Annotated in this window: 11 protein-coding genes; 6 read left to right on the top strand and 5 right to left on the bottom strand. The window is 69.3% G+C overall.

Features of this window, described 5'->3' with window-relative positions; all coding sequences use genetic code 11:
• Positions 1 to 28 precede the first annotated feature (28 nt).
• From ACODT5_RS12195 to ACODT5_RS12185, 3 genes are all read right to left on the bottom strand, one after another.
• Positions 29 to 6391: a protein kinase domain-containing protein gene (locus tag ACODT5_RS12195; protein ID WP_422519182.1), complete on the bottom strand. Its 6363-nt coding sequence runs from the start codon at positions 6389 to 6391 to the stop codon at positions 29 to 31.
• A gap of 156 nt (positions 6392 to 6547) precedes the next feature.
• A complete protein-coding gene (locus ACODT5_RS12190; protein WP_422519181.1) occupies positions 6548 to 8077 on the bottom strand; it encodes a helix-turn-helix domain-containing protein in 1530 nt (509 codons plus the stop codon).
• Between the two features lie 78 nt (positions 8078 to 8155).
• The gene (locus ACODT5_RS12185) at positions 8156 to 8647 is read right to left on the bottom strand and encodes a MarR family winged helix-turn-helix transcriptional regulator (protein WP_422519180.1); all 492 of its coding nucleotides are present in this window, start codon (positions 8645 to 8647) and stop codon (positions 8156 to 8158) included.
• A 97-nt stretch (positions 8648 to 8744) separates the two neighbouring features.
• Between ACODT5_RS12185 and ACODT5_RS12180 the strand changes: the two genes are divergently transcribed.
• Positions 8745 to 9614, top strand: coding sequence for a haloalkane dehalogenase (locus ACODT5_RS12180; RefSeq protein WP_422519179.1), 870 nt, complete (start codon positions 8745 to 8747; stop codon positions 9612 to 9614).
• Between the two features lie 66 nt (positions 9615 to 9680).
• Here ACODT5_RS12180 and ACODT5_RS12175 read toward each other — a convergent pair whose 3' ends face one another.
• Positions 9681 to 11645, bottom strand: a complete 1965-nt coding sequence (locus ACODT5_RS12175; protein ID WP_422519178.1) for an amidohydrolase — start codon at positions 11643 to 11645, stop codon at positions 9681 to 9683.
• A gap of 93 nt (positions 11646 to 11738) precedes the next feature.
• Here ACODT5_RS12175 and ACODT5_RS12170 point away from each other — a divergent pair, with 93 nt between their 5' ends.
• From ACODT5_RS12170 to ACODT5_RS12150, 5 genes are all read left to right on the top strand, one after another.
• Positions 11739 to 12863 carry a LacI family DNA-binding transcriptional regulator gene (locus ACODT5_RS12170; RefSeq protein WP_422519177.1) on the top strand — a complete coding sequence of 375 codons (1125 nt, stop codon included), beginning with the start codon at positions 11739 to 11741 and terminating at the stop codon, positions 12861 to 12863.
• 154 nt (positions 12864 to 13017) lie between these two features.
• Complete coding sequence (gene acnA / locus ACODT5_RS12165; RefSeq protein WP_422519176.1) at positions 13018 to 15732, top strand: aconitate hydratase AcnA; 2715 nt, start codon at positions 13018 to 13020, stop codon at positions 15730 to 15732.
• A 305-nt stretch (positions 15733 to 16037) separates the two neighbouring features.
• Positions 16038 to 17489 carry an N-acetylglucosamine/diacetylchitobiose ABC transporter substrate-binding protein gene (ngcE, locus tag ACODT5_RS12160; RefSeq protein ID WP_422519175.1) on the top strand — a complete coding sequence of 484 codons (1452 nt, stop codon included), beginning with the start codon at positions 16038 to 16040 and terminating at the stop codon, positions 17487 to 17489.
• Positions 17490 to 17532: 43 nt separating this feature from the next.
• The gene (locus tag ACODT5_RS12155) at positions 17533 to 18477 is read left to right on the top strand and encodes a carbohydrate ABC transporter permease (RefSeq protein WP_422519174.1); all 945 of its coding nucleotides are present in this window, start codon (positions 17533 to 17535) and stop codon (positions 18475 to 18477) included.
• A gap of 12 nt (positions 18478 to 18489) precedes the next feature.
• Positions 18490 to 19416 (top strand): carbohydrate ABC transporter permease, encoded by a 927-nt coding sequence (locus ACODT5_RS12150; protein ID WP_422519173.1) that lies wholly within the window; start codon positions 18490 to 18492, stop codon positions 19414 to 19416.
• Positions 19417 to 20101: 685 nt separating this feature from the next.
• Here ACODT5_RS12150 and mgtA read toward each other — a convergent pair.
• Positions 20102 to 22822, bottom strand: a complete 2721-nt coding sequence (mgtA, locus tag ACODT5_RS12145; protein ID WP_422519172.1) for a magnesium-translocating P-type ATPase — start codon at positions 22820 to 22822, stop codon at positions 20102 to 20104.
• Positions 22823 to 23065 lie beyond the last annotated feature (243 nt).

Below are 23065 nucleotides of genomic sequence, written 5' to 3'. Positions count from 1 at the left end.
TTCCTTGGGATCGAGAAAGGCAGTGCGATCAACGAAGGTGGAAGTAGGCGGAATTCATCTCGATGATGGCATCCCAGTCCGCGTCCGCCGGGAAGCGCACGACGTCCCAGCCGGCGTCCTCCAGCCGGTAGCCCGCCTCGATGTCACGTGTCGCGTCGGACGTATGGCCGTGGCCGTCGACGAACACGGCGAGGTTGGCGCCGTCCAGCCGGAAGACGAGGTCGGGGCAGGCTCCCGCCTCCGGGACCAGGGGCTTGACCTCGTCCGGAAGGCGATAGCCCTTCGCCCTAAGCCAGCCGAGCAGGTCACCGCTCGCGACGAGCGCCGCGAGGTCCGCCTCCAGCGGAGTCGGCAACGAAGCTCCGGCCCTCGCAGGTGCGGCGGCGCCACTGCTGACGTCCACCGCCGGGGCAAGCCTGCGGAAGCGTTCGCTGCGCGACTCGCCCCGGTCCTCCCGCTCGGTACGGGCGCCGGCCAGCCGCATGAGCAGGGGCTGTGCACCGTGTCGGCTGAGCTTGCGGTGGTGCGTCTGGTTGGCGTAGGTCAGCAGGCAGGCGTAACAACCGCGGGCGCACTTCTCGCCCTCGGGCGGCCCGCCATCGTCCTCGCCCGTCTCAGGGTCGAAGTGGCAGAGTTCCAGAGCTGTCCGGGCGGCTTTGGCGAGCGCGCCCTTGTCGTGCTGGATCCGCCGCAGCACACCGGCGCCGCCCTCGGCTGCCTCCGTGAGCAGGATGTGACGCCGCGGGCCGTCGTCCGGAGGCAGCAGCTCCGCGGTCAGCTCGGAATCCTCCAGCTCGAACGCCGCCTCGATGCCCCGCTCCAGTGCGTACATGAAGGACAGGGCCACCGGCTCGGGCTGCGGTTCGTCCAGGGTGACCACCAGGATGTTGCGGCGGTCCTCCACGTAGGGCAGGACACGCCTCTTATGGCGCTTCTCGTTGCCGTCGTCGTCGATCACCGGCATTCCGGTGCCCTCGATGGCGTCCGCGGCGGCCCGGTCATTGAGCCAGCGGCCGTCCCCGAGGTCGAGCCAGTAGCCGTCCGGTTCGCCTTCCTTGTCGCGGACGCGGCCGAGGTTGGTGATGCGGACGGTCGCCGAGTCGCCGTAGTTCAGGTCGAGGACGGGCGTGCCGTCGGCGTCGGTAACATGCGAGGTGAGGCGCCCCTTGCGCACGCCGTGGTCCTGGAACGCGTACGAGGTCTCCAGCCGGAAGCCTGCCCGGCGGCGCTCCTCCTCGTCGGAGGAGATCCGTTCGCGCGGAGTGGTGTACACGGTGTGCAGGTGGAGCAGACCGGTGCGCTTGTTCCTCAGCTCTTCCCCGCACATCGTGCATCTGTCCGTGCCCGGCTTGACGGCGTAGTGGTAACCGCAGCCGTCGCAGCGTCGCGCTTCCGCCGTGGCCAGATCGCCCGAGGCGTCAGGCGGCAGCTGCACGCGGGTGACCTGGTAGCGGGCGCCCTCGTGGTAGATGAGGGCGCCGGGTCCGAACTCCCGGATCGCGAGGAAGCGGGGACGCTGCAGGTAGTCGCCGTCGGCGTTGCGCCGGTTGCCGGAGCGCGGGATGTACGCGGCGAGGGGAAGCCGGGGGAAGCTGTAGCCGGGGAGGAACCCTTCCGATGCCAGATAGCGGTAGGGGTTGAAGTCGCTCATCACCGACTTGCTGTCGGTCGAGCGGTTCAGCAGCAGGTTCGTCTGTGTCTCGGCCTCGCGACGCCTGGTGCGCGCCCGGCCCTGCTCTCCCTGCGAGAGGGTGTGGTCGACGACCCGCTTGTTCTGCTCGTACTGGTCGACGACGGCCGCCCGGAACAGCTGCCGCCACCGGTCGAAGGAGTCGTCGAACCGCTGGGGGGCGCGCTCGATCCGGTCCTCGATCCACTCGTCGTACCACCAGGTGGTGGTCGAGAACTCCGCGATCAGCGGGGCGAGGACGGTACGCGCGGCAGCGACCGCGCGCCGACGGGCGCCCTCGTCCAGGGACAGGTCCAGGACGTGGGGGAGGAGCGGCAGCGGCATCTGCGGATCGGGACGGTCGCCGCCCTCGGGGTCGTAGGCCACGTCCACGACGTCAGGGACGGCGGTGCCCAGCTTCATCCCGGTCTCCGCCAGCCAGATGCCCTGCAGGTGGGAGCGGACCAGATCCTCGTTGGCGAGGTCCAGGCGCGGCGGCGCCACCTGGCCGGACACCATGTCCTGGGAACGGCGGAAGTAGTACTGGTCGTGACTGTTACCCGTGGCGCAGTAGGTGGTCACCAGCGCGGGCTGGCCGGAACGGCCCGCCCGGCCCGACCGCTGCGCGTAGTTCGCCGGGGTTGGCGGCACATTGCGCATCAGCACGGCGTTGAGCGAGGAGATGTCGACACCCAGCTCCATCGTCGGCGAGCAGTACATCAGGGGCAGCTCCGCCGTGCGGAACTGGCCCTCCCGTTCCAGCCGGTCCTCCGGGGTGACCTGCGCGGTGTGCTCCCGGGCGAACAGGCCGGCCAGTTCGGACGACGCCGTCCGGTACAGGTCGCGGAAGAACGGGTTGACGCGCGGCCCTTCCCCGCTGCTGTACGTGCGCGCCAGCGGATCGATCGCGCCCCGCTCACCGTTCCCGGCCCGCCACACCAGAGCGGCGGCCGACACCCGGTATCCGGTGCGCTTCTCGGCCGCCCAACGGCGGTAGGCGGGGCCGGTGCGCTCGGGGGCCGCCTCCACCTCGCGCACCAGTTCCGCGTCGAGCAGCACCATCAGCAAGTCCTCGATGACGCTCTGGACATCGTCCTGCGGGAGATCGCGCAGATCGGGCATGTTCCGCCGGAGGTATTTGCCGAACTTGCCGCGGGCCGACAGGAACAGCGCGGAGCGCTCCATGCCGGGCTTCGAACCGTACGGGTAAGCGGTGCCGACGGTGGGCCGGTCGCTCTCGCTCAGCACCCACGCACCAGTGAGCCGCTCCTCGCTGGCCCGCAGCAGCGTGTCGAAGTCGTCGCGGAAGTACTGTACGTCGATGGCGAGGGCCCGCCGCATGTAGTCGAGCAGGGTGCGGGCGACCTCCTCCCGCAGCGCGGGGTCGGAGTTGCGCAGCGAGGTGTGAGTGGACTGCCAGCGCTCCGGCTGAGCGGCGATCCAGTCGAGGTCCTCGTAGCCGATGCGCAACAGCCCCGTCTGTTCGAGGTTCGGCATGGTGATGCGCCAGCCGCGCTCCAGGTCCCGGTAGAGCCGGTACCCCACGACGTCACCGAAAGCCTTCGTCGCGCGCTTCTCCATCGAGGGAGCCAAGGACTTTCCACCCGCGTACTCGCGGGGTGACAACCCCATCACCGTGGTCACCGCTTCGGCGAGGTCGTCGTGGCGCAGCCCTTCCTCGCCCGCCTGTACAGCGGCCTGGTAGAGCGCACCGCGCAACTGGGTGACCTGCGCGAAATCGTTGAAGTGACCGGCCTGGAGCGAGGCGTCCTGTCGGTTGTCGACGAAGGTGAGGAGCTTGCGTGCCTCCTTGCCCAGGCTCTCCTCGGGCACCGCGCGCAGGGACTTCACGATCGACGCGGAGATCAGGGAGGTGGCCGAGGAACGTCCTTCCTGGTCCAGGGTGGCCAGTTTGGCGAAGTCCCGGCCGCGGGTCTGCTCGTAGGAGACCTGGCAGTGCACGCAGAACAGGAACGGCGCCGGGACGAACGCTGCCGCCAGTCCCTCGCCCGACTCGTTCCCGAACCCGTCCACGACGACGTGCACGGGCAGCCGCGGTCGGTAGGACTTCTTCACGATGGTGATGCCCTGCGCGTCCGACTCGAGCCACGACTCCGGCAACCGCCTGTCGTCCACGGCCTTCTGCGGATCGGCCGGCCACTCGTAGTCCTCCCCGGGCACACCGAGGTACAAGTAACCCTCTCCGTCACGACCCCCGGAGGCGGAGGTGTTCCGGCGCGGCTCGTACCGGAACGCGCCGCTCTCCTCGGTGCGCCAGACGGTCAGGTACTCCTGGCCGCACTCACGGCAGAACGCGAGCGGGAACAGCGGCTTGCCGTCGCTGCCCGGCTGCTCCAGCTGGTAGGTGCGGGTGAGCGGGCGGCTGAGCGGATCCTCCAGCGTCGTGTAGACGGTGTCGCCCTTGGAGAGGAACTGGTGGAGCCGGAAGGCGAACAGGGGTCGTTCCGTCATCGGATTCTTCGCCTGCGAACCCGCCTCAAGAGTGGTGCGGATCGCCTCGCGCACGGTCTCCTCGGCTACCCCGGACTGTGCTTTCAGGTCGGCCGCAGCAGCCTCGACAGTGCCCGGGGGGCAGCGCCGGAACCGCCCCGTGTCCGCCTCGCGTTCCAGGCCGAACCGTGACTCCAGCCAACGAGCAAGCGAGTCCTTCGTCAGTGCCTCGTATGAACGCGGCGCCGCCGGCACCCGCAGTCGCTCGGCGGGTACGGTCGACGGTGCTTCCTCGGTCGCCCGGATGAGGGTCTCGCCGATGACGCGCTTCGGCAGTACGGTCGTACCGAACAGCCGGCCGGCGACCCTGGCCACCTCGCGCCGCTGTTCCTCCCAGGACCCCTCGGTGGACATGGTCGCCGACGTGCCGATGCACTGCAGGGTCGCCGAGGCGCCGCATGCCTCGCGGACCCGGCGGATCAGGAACGCGACGTCCGCGCCCTGCCTGCCCCGATAGGTGTGCAACTCGTCGAAGACGAGGAACTGCAGTCCCTCGGCCATCCGGATCAGGCTCGACCGGTCGTCCGGCCGGGTCAGCATGAGCTCCAGCATCACGTAGTTCGTCAGCAGGATGTCCGGAGGGTTCTTGCGCAGCTCCCGACGCTGCTCCTCGGACTCCTGGCCGGTGTAACGGGCGAAGGTGACCGGCTCCTGACCTGCCCCGAAACCGTGGCGCAGGTACTTCTCCAGCTCCATCAACTGCGAGTTGGCCAGGGCGTTCATCGGGTACACGACGATCGCGCGCACCCGCCCTCCCGCGTTCTGGCCGGCCGCCTGGCGCTCCTTCAGGACGTGGTTCACGATCGGGACGATGTACGCCAGCGACTTGCCGGAACCCGTACCGGTCGTCAGCACGTAGGAATCGCCCGCCTGCGCGGCCTCGATCGCCTGCCGCTGGTGGAGGTGGAAGGTCAGGGGCCGCCCGTCAGGGCGTCGCGAGCTTTCCTTCTTCCCCGCTTGGAAGATCTCCGCACACTTCGGGTGCAGCATGCCGTCCCGTACGAGGTCGGTGACCTTGCCTCCGTCGGCGAAGAACGGGTTGAGTGACAGCCAAGGATTGGGCCACTGCGACTTCGCCGCCAGGTCGTCCTTGACGTAGCCCTCGATCCGGGCATCCCGGAACACCGTCGCGCTCTTGGTGAAGTCCTCGTACTGACTGATCAGTTCGGCGTGGATCCCGAAGACGTCCATGGTCTCGGGCAGGCGCGGTTCCCTGCGCGGCACGGGCGCCGGTGCGGCCGGGGTGCGTTCCGGGAGCAGGGCGCGCAGTCGCGCCACCGGGTCCATCACCTGCCAGTGCGGAGCCAGCAGGGTGGCCGTGTCGTCCGGTGCGAGCGCGAGCGGCACCAGCACGTCGCGGACCAGCGCGGCGTTCTCCGGCCGCAGTTCGGAGTCCTTCTCCAGCAGGCGGTCCACCAGGCGGACCAATTCGGCCGGCAGGTCCGGACGTACCAGTGTCAGCACTGGCGGCCGCTGGTGCTGGTGCTGCTCGGAGAGTTCGTACGGGGTCCGGGCGGAGAACGGCGGCTGTCCGACCAGCAGTTCGTACAGGATGCAGCCCAGTGCGTAGAGGTCGGCGAGCGCGGAGACGTGTTCCGCCCGGAACTGTTCGGGTGCCATGTAGCGGGCGGTGCCGACGCTGACACCTGTGCTGGTCAGCCGTGTCTGATGGGGATCGTCGACGATCGAGCCCATGCCGAAGTCAAGGACCTTGATGGTGCCGTCGCGGGTCAGCATCACATTGGCCGGCTTCAGGTCGCGGTGGACGACCCCGGCCGTGTGCGCGGCGGTGAGACCGGCCGCGATCTGCGCTCCGATGGCGGCGACCCAGGAAACGGGGAGTTGGGGTTCCTCGTCGATGAGGTCTGCGAGCGGATGGCCGTCGAGCAGTTCCATGGCCAGGTACGGCAGGCCACTGCCGCCCGGCGTCTCGTCGACGCCACCGCTGATCAGCCGGGTGAGGTTCGGGTGCCCCTGGGAGAGCATGCGCATGATCCGCACTTCTCGGCGGAAGCGGGCGACCTCCTTGTTGGCTTCTGAGGTGTCGACGGCGATACCGGTCCGCCCGCGCAGGATGGTCTTGATCGCGACCACCCTGTGCGGGGAGTCCGGAGGGGCCTGGAGGTCGTCGGCCCGGTGCACCTCGCCCATGTTGCCGCGCCCCACGATTCCCGTGATGCGAAACCGTGCGTCGATCGTCTCCAGGCTCACTGCCCCCCCGTTTCACCTGCCGCGTGCAGGGTGGTCTACATCCCAAAAGGAGCGTATACCTTGACCTACCACCCAGGTTTACACAGGCCTGTTGACGCCGTCAACGGACTTTGATTCTTGGGGTGGATGTCTTCGCGGCGGTGGTTTGGTGCGGTGTCAGATGTCGCGGAAGATCTCGATCTGCGCGCCCACCGAGTTGAGGCGCTCCGCCAGTTCCTCGTAGCCGCGGTTGATGACGTAGACGTTGCGCAGGACCGAGGTGCCCTCGGCCGCCATCATCGCCAGGAGGACGACCACCGCCGGGCGCAGGGCCGGCGGGCACATCATCTCCGCGGCGCGCCAGCGGGTGGGGCCCTCGACTAGGACGCGGTGGGGGTCCAGGAGTTGGAGGCGGCCGCCGAGGCGGTTGAGGTCCGTGAGGTAGATGGCGCGGTTGTCGTACACCCAGTCGTGGATCAGGGTCTGGCCCTGGGCCACGGCCGCGATGGCGGCGAAGAAGGGGACGTTGTCGATGTTCAGCCCGGGGAAGGGCATCGGGTGGATCTTGTCGATCGGCGCTTCGAGCTTCGACGGGCGGACGGTGAGGTCCACCAGGCGGGTGCGGCCGTTGTCGGCCGTGTACTCGGGGGAGCGGTCGTGGTCGAGGCCCATCTCCTCCAGGACCGCGAGCTCGATCTCCATGAACTCGATCGGAACCCGGCGGATGGTGAGTTCGGATTCCGTGACGACCGCCGCGGCCAGCAGGCTCATCGCCTCGACCGGGTCCTCGGACGGGGAGTAGTCCACGTCCACGTCGATGTTCGGGATGCCGTGGACCGTCAGGGTCGTGGTGCCGACGCCGTCGACCCGGACGCCGAGCGCCTCCAGGAAGAAGCACAGGTCCTGGACCATGTAGTTGGAGGAGGCGTTGCGGATGACGGTGGTGCCGTCGTGCCGGGCGGCGGCCAGCAGCGCGTTCTCGGTGACGGTGTCCCCGCGCTCGGTCAGCACGATCGGGCGGTCCGGGGAGATCCCGGCCTCGACCTGGGCGTGGTAGATGCCCTCGGTCGCGGTGATGTCCAGGCCGAAGCGGCGCAGGGCGATCATGTGCGGCTCGATGGTGCGGGTGCCGAGGTCGCAGCCGCCCGCGTAGGGCAGCTTGAAGTGGTCCATCCGGTGGAGGAGGGGACCGAGGAACATGATGATGCTGCGGGTGCGGCGGGCCGCGTCCGCGTCCATGGCGTCCATGTCGAGGCGGGCCGGCGGTACGAGTTCCAGGTCGACGCCGTCGTTGATCCAGCGGGTGCGGACGCCGATGGAGTTCAGGACCTCCAGGAGGCGGTAGACCTCCTCGATGCGGGCGACCCGGCGAAGGACCGTACGGCCCTTGTTGAGCAGCGAGGCGCACAGCAGGGCCACGCACGCGTTCTTGCTCGTCTTGACGTCGATGGCGCCGGACAGGCGGCGGCCGCCGACCACGCGCAGGTGCATCGGACCGGCGTAGCCCAGGGAGACGATTTCGCTGTCGAGGGCTTCCCCGATGCGCGCGATCATCTCAAGGCTGATGTTCTGGTTGCCGCGCTCGATCCGGTTCACGGCGCTCTGGCTGGTGCCGAGAGCGTCCGCGAGCTGACTCTGTGTCCAGCCCCGGTGCTGCCGGGCGTCACGGATGAGCTTGCCGATGCGTACGAGGTAGTCGTCTGCCATGGATGCACCGTATCTCAGATATGAGATGACGCCCGCGTTGGGCGTGGCAGACGGGTGTCAATGGGCGCCAAAGGGGACTTACCGGTCGTCAGCTCCCATCGTGGGGCCGCCGCGCGCGTGGTGCGCGACGAGGCGGCCGAGCAGCGCGACGAGCTGCTCGCGCTCGGGTGCGGACAAAGGGGACAGGAGCTCCTCCTGGGCCGCGGCGAGCAGTTGCTCCAGCTTGCGCAGGCGGCGCCGGCCGGCGGCCGTGAGGGTGATGACGTTGCGCCGCCGGTCGGCGGGGTCGGGGGTCCGCTCGACCAGCTCGCGTTCGGCGAGTTCGTTGATGACGGCGACCAGGTCGCTGCGGTGGATGTCGGTGCGGCCACTCAGGGCCGCCTGGCTCGCGGGTCCGAACTCCTCCAGGGCGGCCAGGGTCGCGTAATGCCATGTGCGGGCATCTGCCCCGCTCAGTCCCTCGGTGACGAGCCGCGTGGCGTGCGCCGAGGCCTGTGAGAGCAGCCGGCTGGGCAGTTCGCGCAGTCGCGCCGGGAGGGCGGAGGCGCCCGGGTCCTCTTCCGTGGTCATGCCGGGATCGTACCCCTTGCGTTCGGGGCACTAACGATTTAAATTCGTTGGTGTCACAAACGTTTGTGGCACTAACGAAATGAACGGATGGTTCCCCATGCCCGTCATCGACGTGCTCGACTCGACCATGTACTACGAGGAGCTCGGCGCCCCCGACGGCGTCCCCTTCGTCTTCCTGCACGGCAACCCGACCTCCTCCCACCTGTGGCGGGGCGTACTGCCCCGGATCGGGGGCCGGGTCCGGATCCTCGCCCCCGACCTCATCGGGATGGGCCGCTCCGGCAAGCCCGGCGGCGAGTACCGCTTCGCCGATCACGCCCGCTACCTCGACGCGTGGTTCGATGCCCTCGGCCTCGACGAGTTCGTCCTCGTCGGACAGGACTGGGGCGGCGCGCTCGCCTTCGACCGGGCCGCCCGCCACCCGGAACAGGTCCGCGGACTCGCCTTCATGGAGACGATCCTGCGGCCGATGACCTGGGAGGAGTACCCGCCCGCCGCCCGCGCCCGGTTCGAGGCCATCCGTACCCCGGGGACGGGGGAGGAGATGATCCTGGAGCGGAACCTCTTCATCGAGGACAGCATCGGCAAGACGGTGCTGAACCCGCTGAGCGAGGCCGACCACACCGTCTACGCAGCCCCCTACCCGACCCCCGAGAGCCGGCTCCCGCTGCTCCGCTGGGCCCGCTCCCTGCCGATCGGCGGCGAACCCGCGGACGTGGTCGCCCGGGTCGAGGAGTACGACGCCTGGCTGGCCGCCAGCCCGCAGGTGCCCAAGCTCCTGCTCCACTTCGACGGCTCGCCCGCCCTGATGGTCGGCCCCGGGCTGGTCGCGTGGAGCGAGGAGAACATCTCCGGGCTGGAGAGCGAGTACTGCGGCGCGGCCGCCCACCTCTGCCCGGAAGACCGGCCCGAGGAGATCGCCGCCGCCGTCACGGCCTGGGCCGCGCGCCACGGCCTTGCGGGCTGACCGGCGGCCGCCCGGGGCGGGGGTTCAGCGGGCACCCCGCCCCGGGCCCCGCCCCCGGAGCCCCCCTCAGTGCCCGCAGGCGTGGTGCCGGCCCTTGCCGCCACCGCCGGAGCCACCGCCGTGGACCGAGGCGTACGAGGCCGGCCGCGCGCCCGCCGCCGCGGCGCGGGCCAGCCGGGCCGAGGCCGCCCGGCCCGACGCCGAATCCGCCTCGTGCACCACACGGCCGCCGACCAGGGTCATCCGTACGCCCGTCCCGCTGATGTCGGCCACCGGACAGCGCGTCACGTCCCGGTCCAGGAGCACCAGGTCCGCCGCCTTGCCCGGCTCCAGCGTGCCGGTCAGCTCGTCCTGGCGGAGCTGCCAGGCCGTGCCCGAGGTGTGCATCCGCAGCGTGGTGTCCCGGCTCAGCGCCTCCTGCTCCCGGTACAGCTCGCCCGCCCCCTGCGCGCCCTGCCGGTCGATCGCCGTCCGGAGCTGGTTCCACACCTGGAGGGCGTCCACCGGCCAGTCCGAACCGCCCGTCAGCCGCGCGCCCGCCTTCTCCAGGCTGCGCGCCGGGTACAGCCACCGGTGCCGCTCGGGCCCGATGTAGGGGAGCAGCGCCTCGACCGTCCAGGTGTCCCGCGTGGCCCACTGGAGCTGCATGCACGCCGCGACCCCGAGCCGCGCGAAGCGCCGCAGGTCCGCGGGGTCCACGATCTGCAGGTGCGCCACCGCGTTGCGGGCGTCCCGCTGCCCCGTCACCTTGCGGGCGTACTCGTACCCGTCCAGAGCCGTACGGACCGCCCGGTCCCCGAGCCCGTGGGCGTGCATCTGCCAGCCCGCCCGGTTGAAGGCGGCGCTGAGCCGGCCGTAGTCGGCCGCCGAGGTGTAGAGCTCGCCCCGGTTCGTGGTCGGCTTGCCGTTCGCGTCGAGGTACGGCTCCAGCAGGGCGGCGGTCTGCGCCGGGTACTCGATGACCCCGTCCAGGAACACCTTGATCATCCCGAAGCGGAGGCCCCGCACGCCCCCGAAGTCCTTGCGCAGGCCCCGCGCGTACGCCAGCGAGGCCGCCGGGTCCTTGGCCTGGTCCGCGTCCAGCCGGATCGCGGGGACGATCCGCTGCGGCAGCCGGCCCGCCGCGGAGAGCGCCTGGTACAGCTCCAGTTCGTGCCGCCCCACCAGGGCGTCCATCATCGTGGTGACCCCGGACGCGGCCGCCAGCCCCAGCACCTCGGCGCACGCCGCGACCAGCTCGGCGCGGGTGTGCTCCGGTATCAGGTGCCTCACCAGCCCCTGGGCGTCGTCCTTGAGGACGCCCGTCGGCTTCCCGTCCGCGCCCTTGACCACCTTGCCGCCGACCGGGTCGGGCGTGCTCGCCGTGATCCCGGCGATGTCCAGGGCCCGCTGGTTGGCCCAGCAGTTGTGCCCGTCGCCGCCGATCAGGACGATCGGCCGCCGCGTCGGGAGCGCGTCCAGCATCGAGTGGTGCGGAGCGGTGCCGGTGGGGAGCAGCCCGACCGGGTTCCAGTCCTCCACCACCAGCCAGCCGTCGGGCTCGGCGCCCGCGCCGCCGGTGTCGGCGAGGAAGCCGGTCAGGATCTCCAGGAGTTCGGCCGCGGTGGTCTCCGCGCTCTCCAGCGAGGGGGACAGCGAGCGTTCGCCGGCCCCGAGCGGGTGGACGTGGCCGTCGTGGATCCCGCTCATCACGGTGTTGCCGCGGGCGTCGACCACCTCGGTGTCCCGGCCCACGTACCGGCGCAGCGCCGCGTCGGTCCCGGTGGCCAGGATCTTCCCGTCCCGGCCGACCGCGACGGCCTGCACGGGCCCCCGGCGTTCGGTCCCGGTGAACACCGAGGCGTTGCGGATCACCAGCGCGGCCGAGTTCCGCCCGCCGGCGGGCGGGGCGGGGGAGGCGGCGGCGGGCCCCGCGCCGAGCAGACCCGCCGTGCCCGCGGCTCCGGCGGCCGCGAGGATCCCCCGGCGGGACAGGTGGGACAGGGGGGAGGCGGAGGACAGCGGGGACCGGGGGGAGGGAGAAGACTGCATGCACACTCCAAAACGTTGGTGTGGCCAGGACGCTGTTTGATTAAGGGCTTAACCAGAAGCCGCCTCCGGCGACGAAATCCGTACGATGGCGCCGTGCCCGCCCCCCTTCACGCCTCCGGCCCCACCCCGATGCCCCCGCCCGCGCCCGTCCCCGGTCCGACCCTCGCCGACATCGCCCGCGCCGCCGAGGTCTCCACCGCGACCGTCTCGCACGCGCTCAACGGCACCGGCCGCCTCGGCGAGTCCACCCGCCGCCGGGTGCGCGAGGTCGCCGGGGCGCTGGGCTACGGAGCCCGGCGCGGCCCGCACAACCGCAGCCTGGGCATCGCGGTGACCACGTACGCCGGCTTCGCCTGGGACTTCGCCAAGATCGCCTACTACGCCCGGCTGCTCATCGCCGCCACCTCGGCGGCGCACGCCCACGGCTACGCCCTGACCACGCTGCCCGCCGACCGCGGCGCCGAGCCGCTGTGGCACACCCTGGCGGTGGACGGGATGCTGCTGATCGACAGTCCGGCCGACGACCCGGTGCTGCGCGCCCTGCGGGCGCGCGGGGTGCCGGTGGTCTTCGACGGGCCCCCGGCCGATCCGCGGCCGGGCGACGTGTGGGTGGACAACGACCACACCGCCACCACCCGCGAGGTACTGGACCACCTGGCGGCCTCCGGGGCCCGGCGGATCGCGCTGCACGCGGGCTACGGCGGGGAGTTCTACACCGGGGCCGTCACGTCAGCCTATGAACACTGGTGCGCCGAGCGGGGCCGGGCCCCGCTCGTGATCCCCTTCGACCCCAACGACGACGCCGGGCACGCCTTCGACTCCGCCTTCGCGCGTCCGGACCGGGGGGACCGGGACGAGCGGGGTGACCGGGGTGACCGGCAGGACCGGCCCGACGCCGTCTACTGCGTATACGACCCGGGGGGCAAGCAGGTGTTGGCCGCCGCCGCGCGCCACGGCATCGGCATCCCCGGTCCCCGACCCGGCTCCGGCCCGGGGGAGAAGGGCCTCCTGCTGGTCTGCGCCAGCGAGGACCCGGCGTACGCCGAGAACGAACCGTCCGTGACGACCGTCACCTTCGACCCGGAGCGGATCGCCGAATCGGCGGTTTCGTCCCTGGTCAAGCTCATCGAATCCGGACATGCGGAATCCACTGGGCGGCTGACCGTACCGGCGGGGCTGAGGGTGCGTGCCTCGTCCCGCCCCCCTGGCATGTACTAGAGTTATCTCGACATCGAGATATCTGCCCCGGACGTGCCGCAGCCGCCCCGCTGGTAAGGGTTACCTAACTTAGCCTCACCTTAGCGGAAAGGCCAGAGTGCCTCGCGGCAGGATTGCGGCAATACGCGCGAATTCATGCATGAAGGAGACTGTCGTGTCGGCGAACAGCTTCGACGCCCGCAGCACGCTGCAGGTGGGCGACGAGTCGTACGAGATCTTCAAGCTGGACAAGGTCGAGGGCTCCGCCCGCCTTCCCTACAGCCTGAAGGTCCTGCTGGAGAACCTGCTCCGTACCGAGGACGGCGCGAACATCACCGCCGACCACATCCGGTCGCTCGGAAACTGGGACTCGCAGGCCCAGCCCAGCGAGGAGATCCAGTTCACGCCGGCCCGCGTGATCATGCAGGACTTCACCGGCGTCCCCTGCGTCGTGGACCTCGCCACCATGCGCGAGGCCGTGAAGGCCCTCGGCGGCGACCCGGCGAAGATCAACCCGCTCTCGCCCGCCGAGATGGTCATCGACCACTCGGTCATCGCCGACAAGTTCGGCACGGCCGAGGCGTTCAGCCAGAACGTCGAGCTGGAGTACGGCCGCAACAAGGAGCGCTACCAGTTCCTGCGCTGGGGCCAGACCGCCTTCGACGACTTCAAGGTCGTCCCCCCGGGCACCGGCATCGTCCACCAGGTCAACATCGAGCACCTGGCCCGTACCGTCATGGTCCGCAACGGCCAGGCGTACCCCGACACCCTCGTCGGCACCGACTCGCACACCACGATGGTCAACGGCCTGGGCGTACTGGGCTGGGGCGTCGGTGGCATCGAGGCCGAGGCCGCGATGCTCGGCCAGCCGGTCTCCATGCTGATCCCGCGCGTCGTGGGCTTCAAGCTGACCGGCGAGCTGCCGGCCGGCACCACCGCCACCGACCTCGTGCTGACCATCACCGAGATGCTCCGCAAGCACGGCGTCGTCGGCAAGTTCGTCGAGTTCTACGGTGAGGGCGTCGCCGCCACCTCCCTCGCGAACCGCGCCACCATCGGCAACATGTCGCCGGAGTTCGGTTCCACCGCCGCCATCTTCCCGATCGACGGCGAGACCCTGAAGTACCTGCGCCTGACGGGCCGCGACGCCCAGCAGGTCGCCCTCGTCGAGGCCTACGCCAAGGCCCAGGGCCTGTGGCTGGACCCGGCCGCCGAGCCGGACTTCTCCGAGCGCCTCGAGCTCGACCTCTCCACGGTCGTCCCCTCCATCGCCGGCCCCAAGCGCCCGCAGGACCGCATCATCCTCGCGAACGCCTCGCAGCAGTTCGCGCAGGACGTGCGCAACTACGTCAACGACGACGAGGAGTCCGGCAAGGAGTCCTTCCCGGCGTCCGACTCCCCGGCGTCCACCAACGGTGTGCCCACCAAGCCCACCCCGGTGACCCTGGCCGACGGCACCTCCTTCGAGATCGACCACGGCGCCGTCACCGTCGCCGCGATCACCTCGTGCACCAACACCTCGAACCCCTACGTCATGGTCGCCGCGGCGCTCGTGGCGAAGAAGGCCGTCGAGCGCGGTCTCGCCCGCAAGCCGTGGGTCAAGACCACCCTGGCCCCGGGCTCGAAGGTCGTCACCGACTACTTCGACAAGGCCGGCCTGACCCCGTACCTCGACAAGATGGGCTTCAACCTCGTCGGGTACGGCTGCACCACCTGCATCGGCAACTCGGGTCCGCTGGAGGAGGAGATCTCCAAGGCGATCAACGACGCCGACCTCGCGGTCACCTCGGTCCTCTCGGGCAACCGCAACTTCGAGGGACGCATCAACCCCGACGTCAAGATGAACTACCTGGCCTCCCCGCCGCTGGTCGTCGCGTACGCCATCGCGGGCTCCATGAAGGTGGACATCACCAGGGACGCCATCGCCACGGACTCCGAGGGCAACCCGGTCTTCCTGAAGGACATCTGGCCCACCGAGGCCGAGGTCAACGACGTCGTCGCGAACGCGATCGGCGAAGACATGTTCAGCAAGTCCTACCAGGACGTCTTCGCGGGTGACGCCCAGTGGCAGGCGCTGTCGATCCCGACCGGCAACACCTTCGAGTGGGACCCGCAGTCCACCTACGTGCGCAAGCCCCCTTACTTCGAGGGCATGACGATGGAGACCACCCCGGTCTCGGACATCTCGGGCGCCCGTGTACTGGCGAAGCTGGGCGACTCGGTCACCACCGACCACATCTCCCCGGCCGGTGCCATCAAGGCCGACACCCCGGCCGGCAAGTACCTCACGGAGCACGGCGTCGAGCGCCGCGACTTCAACTCGTACGGTTCCCGCCGCGGAAACCACGAGGTCATGATCCGCGGTACGTTCGCCAACATTCGCCTCCGCAACCAGATCGCGGCGGGCACCGAGGGCGGCTTCACCCGCGACTTCACCGTCGAGGGCGCGCCGGTCTCCTTCATCTACGACGCCTCGCAGAACTACCAGGCCGCCGGCATCCCGCTGGTCATCCTGGCGGGCAAGGAGTACGGCTCGGGCTCCTCGCGCGACTGGGCCGCCAAGGGCACCGCCCTGCTCGGCGTCAAGGCCGTCATCGCGGAGTCCTACGAGCGCATCCACCGCTCCAACCTGATCGGCATGGGCGTCCTGCCCCTGCAGTTCCCCGAGGGCGTCACGGCGGCCTCCCTGGGCCTCACCGGCGAGGAGACCTTCTCCTTCACCGGTGTGGAGGAGCTGAACAACGGCACCACCCCGCGCACGGTCAAGGTCGCCACCGACACCGGCGTGGAGTTCGACGCGGTCGTCCGCATCGACACCCCGGGTGAGGCGGACTACTACCGCAACGGCGGAATCATGCAGTACGTGCTCCGCAACCTCATCCGCGGCTAAGCACATACCGGCACCAAAGGGCCGTACCTCCGTTAAGGGGGTACGGCCCTTCCGTTTTTGCGGGCGGCTCCCACGGTCCGGCTCAGGTGACGGTGAGGTCTCAACTCGGAAAAGTAGGGGCCCATACCGGTACATGATCTTGCTCACAGGAGCGGAAGTGGACTATACCTGTGCCCGTCCGGGTCACCGCGAAACGAGCGGCTCCGGACGGGGGGATGGCGGGGACCTGCGGTGATGTCCGCTGGGCGGCAGCAGTCGCACTTTCCTTCCTCCTTCACACTCCTGACGAAGGCGAGGACTTGAGCATGGGATCCACCTCCGCCCACGGCGAGAACAGCAACGGTGAGGGCTTCGGCCGCCGGGACCTGATCAAGCGCTCCGCGGCACTCGGACTGATCGCCGTACCGACGATGAGCTTCCTGTCCGCATGCGCCTCCGGCTCCGAAGAGACGACCAAGGGCAACGAGTCCAAGGTGGCCGTCACCAAGGAGAACCCGTTCGGCGTCGCGAAGGGCGGCAAGCTCGACGTGGTCGTCTTCAAAGGCGGCTACGGCGACGACTACGCCAAGGCCTGGGAAGCGGCGTTCGACAAGAAGTGGGGCACCACTTCCTCGCACCTCGCCACCCAGGAGATCACCTCCAAGCTGCAGCCCCGCTTCAACGGTGGCAACCCGCCGGACGTCATCGACGACTCCGGCGCCCAGCAGATCAAGCTGGACGTGCTCGTGAAGGGCAACCAGCTCGCCGACCTCACCGTGGTCCTCGACGCCCCGTCGCTCGACGACCCGAGCAAGAAGGTCCGGGACACCCTGATCCCCGCGGCCATCGAGGCCGGCATGGTCGGCGGCAAGTTCGTCGCGCTGCAGTACGTCTACACCGTCTGGGGCCTCTGGTACTCGGGCAAGCTCTTCAAGGAGAAGGGCTGGACCGCGCCGAAGACCTGGGCCGAGTTCATGGACGTCTGTCAGAAGGCGAAGGCGGCCAACATCGGCGGCCTGGCCCACCAGGGCAAGCACCCGTACTACATCAACGTCGCCATCATGGACCTGATCGCCAAGAAGGGCGGCCTGGATGCCATGAAGGCGATCGACAACCTGGCGCCGAACGCCTTCGCGGACAACCCGGTCGCGCTGGAGGCCGTCGAGGCGGTGTACGAGCTGGTCGAGAAGGACCTGCTGATGCCGGGCACCAACGGCCTGACCCACACCGAGTCCCAGACCCAGTGGAACCAGTACAAGGCCGCCTTCATCACCTCCGGCTCCTGGCTCGAGAACGAGCAGCTCAAGCAGACCCCGGAAGACTTCGACATGCAGTTCCTGCCGATGCCCCTGCTGGACGGCTCCAAGCTGCCCTTCGAGGCCATCCGCGCAGGCGCCGGCGAGCCCTTCATCGTCCCGGAGAAGGCCGCCAACAAGGCCGGTGGCCTGGAGTTCCTCCGCTCGATGCTGTCCCGCGAGTGGTCGACCCTCTTCGCCCAGCAGGCCAACTCCCTCACCGTCCTCAAGGACGGCGTGGACGCGGGGGTCAAGCTCCGTCCGGGTACGCAGTCGGCCGTGGCGGCGCTCAAGTCGGCCGGGGACAACACCTTCAACTACCGCTACCCCGACTGGTACAGCGAAATGGACACCGAGATCCAGAACGCGTCCAATGAGCTGATGGCCAAGCGCATCCAGCCCAAGGAATGGATCAAGCGGGCCCAGGCTGCGGTAAACAAGGCGACCCAGGACCCGAACGCCAAGAACAACAAGCGCAGCTGACACCGCGTCCACCGGGCACCCGGAAACACCAGGGACGGACACCATGAGCCATGTAGCGAACAGCAAGGGGCGGGGCGGCTTCATCGCCGGCTTCCTCATCCTGCCCCTTGCGCTGTACCTGACCTTTGTCATCTGGCCGTACATTCAGACGTTCGGCTATTCCTTCACCAACTGGACGGGTCAGTCACCGACTTTCGACTTCGTCGGGCTGGACAACTACTCGGCCTTGATGAAGGACGAGGTCTTCGGCGGCGCGCTGCTGAACAATCTGCTGCTCCTGGTGTTCGTCCCGGCGATCACCATCTTCATCGCCCTGTTCTTCGCCTTCATGCTGAACGCCGGTGGGCGCAGCGGAGCCGGCGGCGTCCAGGGAGTGGCGGGCTCCGCCCTCTACAAGGTGATCTACTTCTTCCCGCAGGTGCTCTCCCTCGCCATCCTCGCGGTGCTCTTCGGAGCCGTGTACCGCAGTGACGAGGGGGGCCTGCTGAACGGTTTCCTCACCAAACTGGGCCTGGTCGACCCGGCCCACCCCATCGAATGGCTCAACGAGCCCAACTTCGTGATGTGGTGCCTGCTGCTCGTCGTCGTCTGGCACGGGGTCGGTTTCTACCTCGTCCTGTTCTCGGCGGCCATGCAGTCCGTGCCCAAGGACATCTACGAAGCCGCACTGCTCGACGGCGCGGGGCGCGCCCAGACCTTCTTCAAGGTCACGCTGCCCCTGCTGTGGGATTCTGTGCAGACCTCCGCGGTCTATCTGGGCATCGCCGCGATGGACATGTTCGTCCTCGTGTCGACCATGACCTCGGGCCAGTTCGGCGGCGGACCGGACCACCACAGCGAGGTCATGGCGACGGTGCTGATGCGTAACTTCCTCTACTTCGGCAATGCGGGCTACGCCTGTGCCATGGGGGTCGTGATGCTCGTCCTCACCCTGATCCTCTCCGCCATCACGCTGCGGGCCACTCGCCGCGAGCACGTCGAGTTCTAGCGGGAGACCACGATGACCACTGTGATCAAAGCACCGGGCGAGGCGGCGGCCGAGAAGCGCTCCGCCGCCACCGGGCAGCCCCGCGGGAGCAAGAGCGGTTCCGACGGCATGGTGCTCAACGTCTTCTCACACGGCTTCCTCGCCGTGTGGGGGATACTGATCGTCCTGCCGCTGATCTGGCTGGTGCTCGGCTCGTTCAAGACCGACGTGCAGATCGGCAGCTCGGCCCTGAGCTGGCCGGCCCACTGGGAGTTCGACGCCTTCGGGCGCGCCTGGGACAAGGGCATCGGGGACTATTTCGCCAACACGCTGATCGTGATGGTGTTCTCGGTCCCGCTGACGATGCTGCTCGGCTCGATGGCCGCGTACGTCCTGGCCCGCTACCCCTTCACGGGCAACCGGCCGATCTACTTCTTCTTCGTCAGCGGGGCCATGTTCCCGGTCTTCCTGGCGCTCGTCCCGCTGTTCTTCATGGTGAAGCGGCTGGACATGCTCAACTCCTACCAGGGCCTGATCCTGGTGTACGTGGCGTACTCGATGCCGTTCACCGTCTTCTTCATGCACTCGTTCTTCCGGACGCTGCCGACGGCCGTGCACGAGGCGGCGGTGATCGACGGTGCCTCGCACACCCGGATCTTCTTCCAGGTGATGCTGCCGATGGCCAAGCCCGGCCTGATCAGCGTCGGGATATTCAACATCCTGGGGCAGTGGAACCAGTACATCCTGCCGTCCGTGCTGATGCAGCCGCAGACCGGATCGGACCCCGAGCGCTACATGCTCACCCAGGGCCTGATCCAGCTGCAGTACCAGATGGGCTACGAGACGGACCTGCCGGTGCTGTTCGCCGGCGTGACCATCGCGATGATCCCGATGCTGGTGGTCTACCTGTCCTTCCAGCGGCAGATCCAGGCGGGCCTGACCTCGGCCACGCTCAAGTAGCGCGGCCGATCAAGGAGCGCGTCCGCTCACGCAGCGGACGGGTCGGGCACGACCGACCAGCTCACCCCGGCCGTTAGCTCGATTGGGTGGTTGTCGGATTGGCGGCTTGCGAGGGGTGGCACTCGGTCGGGTACGTCGCTGGTGCGATCTGGGACGCCGGGTGCGGTGCCAGCGTGCGGGGCCCCTGCTCCACCGGAGTGATGGTTCAGGGCCTCCCCGTCGCCTTTGGCCGCGTCCACTTGGTCAGGTCGTGAGGGAACCGGACCTCCCGGAACGGACCACGCACATGATGCGTGTCGCCGACCGGGCCGCGAAAGCCGGAACCCAGTGCGTCCAAGACCGTTCGGGGCGTGCCGCTGCGCAGGGCTCAATCCTGCACGGTGAACAGGAACGGTCGAGAGAGAGGTTGCTGACAGCTTCCTCGCGCATTCGCCCCCGCCCTTGGGGGGCAGCAGTACGGGCACCGCAACCAGGCCGGCCTTCGGGTCGGCCTGGCTGCGGTTCGAGCCCAGTCGGCAGCCAGGCTGGCCGAGCGTGTCGACCAGCCGGTGGCGGATGTGGGCCTCCTCCACGTTCAGGCACACGGCCCCGAACGGGTGGCCGCCTCGGCCCCGCCGCTCGGTTCGCGGACCATGTGCCGCCCCAGCGGGCAGCAGGAGGTTCACCCCCACTCACCCACGGCTCCTCAGAGCCAGGTGCCGAACTTGCGGATGTACACGGTCTTCAGCAGCTGCGTGAGCGTGCAGTACGCCAGCAGTACGCCGATCAGCCAGGGGAAGTAGCTCGCCGGCAGGGGTACGAAGCCCAGCGAGGAGGCCAGCGGCGAGAAGGGCAGGAAGAGCCCGGTCAGCACCGCGAGGACGGTCATCACCATCACCGGCCAGGACGCCCGCGACTGGATGAAGGGGATCTTGCGGGTACGGATCATGTGGACGACCAGGGTCTGCGAGAGCAGGCCCTCGATGAACCAGCCGGACTGGAAGAGCGCCTCGTGCGCCTCGGTGTTGGCGGCGAAGACGTTCCACATGATGACGAACATCGCGATGTCGAAGATCGAGCTGATCGGGCCGATGCAGAGCATGAAGCGGCCGATGCCCTTGGCGTCCCAGTTGCGGGGCTTCCTCAGGTACTCCTCGTCCATCCGGTCCCACGGGGTGGCCAGCTGGGCGATGTCGTAGACCAGGTTCTGCACCAGCAGCATGATCGCCAGCATCGGCTGGAAGGGGATGAAGGCGCTCGCCACCAGCACGGAGAAGACGTTGCCGAAGTTGGAACTGGCCGTCATCTTGATGTACTTGATCGTGTTGCCGAAGGTGGTCCGGCCCTGGATCACGCCCTGCTCCAGGACGGTCAGGTCCTTCTCCAGCAGGATGATGTCGGCGGACTCCTTGGCGATGTCCACGGCGGTGTCCACCGAAATGCCGACGTCCGCGTCGCGCAGCGCGGCCGCGTCGTTGATGCCGTCGCCGAGGAAGCCGACCGTGTGGCCGTCGGCCTGCAGGGCCCGTACGATCCGGGCCTTCTGGACCGGGTTGATCTTGGCGAAGACGGTCGTACGGGCGGCCAGCGCGCGCAGTTCGGCGTCGTCGAGGGCGTCGATCTCGGTGCCGCCGACCACGTGGCCGACGGTCAGGCCGACATCGGCGCAGACCCGGGCGGCGACGAGCTCGTTGTCGCCGGTGACCACCTTGACCGCGATGCCCTTGTCGGCCAGGCCCTGGAGGGCCAGGGCGGCGTCGGCCTTCGGCGGGTCGAGGAAGGCGAGGAAGCCGACCAGGGTCAGGCCGTCCTCGTCGGCGACGGTGTAGGTGTCGCGGGGGGCGTCCATCGTGCGGGTGGCGACGGCGAGGACGCGCAGGCCCTGGCGGTTGTTGTCCTCGGCGATGCGGGTCACGTGCCACCGGAGCTGTTCGGTCAGCTCGACCTTCCGCCCGCGGTCCGTCATGTGGGTGCACAGGGCGAGGACTTCCTCGACGGCACCCTTGGTGATCATGACGTGCTCGGGCCGGCCGGCGCCGCCCACGATGCTGTTGCGGTTCAGGACCACGGACATCCGGCGCCGGGCGAAGTCGAAGGGGATCTCGTCGACCATCGAGAAACGGGCATCGACGACAACCTCCTCGGCCTCGCCCACGCGGTCGATGACCGCCTGGTCCATCAGGTTCTTCAGGCCCGTCTGGAAGTGCGCGTTGAGGTAGCCGTACTCCAGGACCTCGTTGTCCTCGTCGCCGTGCACGTCGAGGTAGCGGTCCAGGACGATCCGGTCCTCGGTGAGGGTGCCGGTCTTGTCCGTGCAGAGCACGTCCATCGCACCCAGGTTCTGGATGGCGTTGAGGCGCTTGACGACCACCTTGCGCTTGGACATGGCCACCGCGCCGCGCGCCAGGTTGGCGGAGACGACCATCGGCAGCATCTCGGGGGTCAGACCGACCGCGACGGCGATGCCGAGGAGGAAGGCGGCCTCCCAGTCGCCCTTGGTGAAGCCGTTGATCATGAAGACGATCGGGACCATCACCAGCATGAAGCGGATCAGCAGGAAGCTGACCTTGCGCACCCCGGTGTCGAAGTTGGTCTCGGGGCGCTCGCCGACCAGGGAACCGGCCATCGAGCCGAAGTAGGTGTCGGAGCCCGTGGCGACGACGAGTCCGGTGGCGGTGCCGGAGGTCACCGAAGTGCCCATCAGGCAGAGGTTGTCGGCCTCGACGGGGTCGGTGGTCCCGCTCTGGCCGAGGTCGTCGGTGCGGGTGTCGGCCTTGGCGACCGGCAGGGACTCCCCGGACAGGGCGGCCTGGCTGACCATCAGGTCCTTGGCGGTGATCAGCCGCAGGTCGGCCGGGATCAGGTCGCCGGCGGCCAGCTTGACCACGTCGCCCGGGACCACCTGGTCCATCGGGATCTCGAAGGTGGTGGGACCGGAGCCGCTGCCGGCCCGGCGCTGCACCGCGCAGGTGGTGGTGACGAGCTGCTTGAGCGCGTCGGCTGCCCGGCCCGAGCGGTACTCCTGCCAGAAGCGCAGCAGGCCGCTGATCCCGACCATCACCGAGAGGATGATGACGCCCGGGTCGGCGGGGTCCTGCCAGTACATGACGGCCGCCAGGAAGACCAGGACGGCGATGAAGGGGTTCGCGTACGCCTTCGCCAGCTGGACGTACCAGCGCGGGGCGCGTTCCTGGGCGATGACGTTGGAGCCGTGGCGCTCCAGGCGCAGCGCGGCCTCGGCGTGGGTGAGGCCGTTGCGGGAGGCGTCCGCGTCCTGGAGGACCCGGACGCCCGGACGGGCGCTGATCCCGGCGAGCCGCTCGCCGACGACCCGGGTGCGGGCCTCCAGCTCGGCGGTCTTGCGTTCGCGGCGGGCCCGGCCCGGGGGTGCGAGCTTCGTGGGGGTGCGAGGGGTGAGCATGGTCATGGCAAGAACCTCCCTCCACGGCGTCCGGGCAGCGCGAAGCCGCGCGGTCACGTGGAGTGATCATGGGTCGGCGCAGGGCGGCACGTACGGCCGCGGGACACGCCGGTGGGCATGGATGACGCGCGCCCGACGGAAGCGTCAGGGCGTGCGGAAGGGTTACGAAGATGAATGCAGAAAAGCGCGGAGGCGGCGAGGGGTCGCGGGCGCGCACACTCGAAGAGAGACCGGCCGCTCGGTGAGTGG

It is taken from the genome of Streptomyces tatrensis (assembly GCF_049310065.1).
Classification (GTDB): Bacteria; Actinomycetota; Actinomycetes; order Streptomycetales; family Streptomycetaceae; genus Streptomyces.
The sequence above is the reverse complement of the archived record's forward strand: the minus strand, read 5'-3'. Positions and strand labels throughout refer to the sequence as shown.

Coding starts and splice junctions, on each gene's coding strand:
- ACODT5_RS12155 (WP_422519174.1), top strand. CDS start 17,533: ATGAGCCATGTAGCGAACAGCAAGGGGCGGGGCGGCTTCATCGCCGGC.
- ACODT5_RS12175 (WP_422519178.1), bottom strand. CDS start 11,645: ATGCAGTCTTCTCCCTCCCCCCGGTCCCCGCTGTCCTCCGCCTCCCCC.
- ACODT5_RS12180 (WP_422519179.1), top strand. CDS start 8,745: ATGCCCGTCATCGACGTGCTCGACTCGACCATGTACTACGAGGAGCTC.
- mgtA (WP_422519172.1), bottom strand. CDS start 22,822: ATGACCATGCTCACCCCTCGCACCCCCACGAAGCTCGCACCCCCGGGC.
- ngcE (WP_422519175.1), top strand. CDS start 16,038: ATGGGATCCACCTCCGCCCACGGCGAGAACAGCAACGGTGAGGGCTTC.
- ACODT5_RS12185 (WP_422519180.1), bottom strand. CDS start 8,647: ATGACCACGGAAGAGGACCCGGGCGCCTCCGCCCTCCCGGCGCGACTG.
- ACODT5_RS12150 (WP_422519173.1), top strand. CDS start 18,490: ATGACCACTGTGATCAAAGCACCGGGCGAGGCGGCGGCCGAGAAGCGC.
- ACODT5_RS12190 (WP_422519181.1), bottom strand. CDS start 8,077: ATGGCAGACGACTACCTCGTACGCATCGGCAAGCTCATCCGTGACGCC.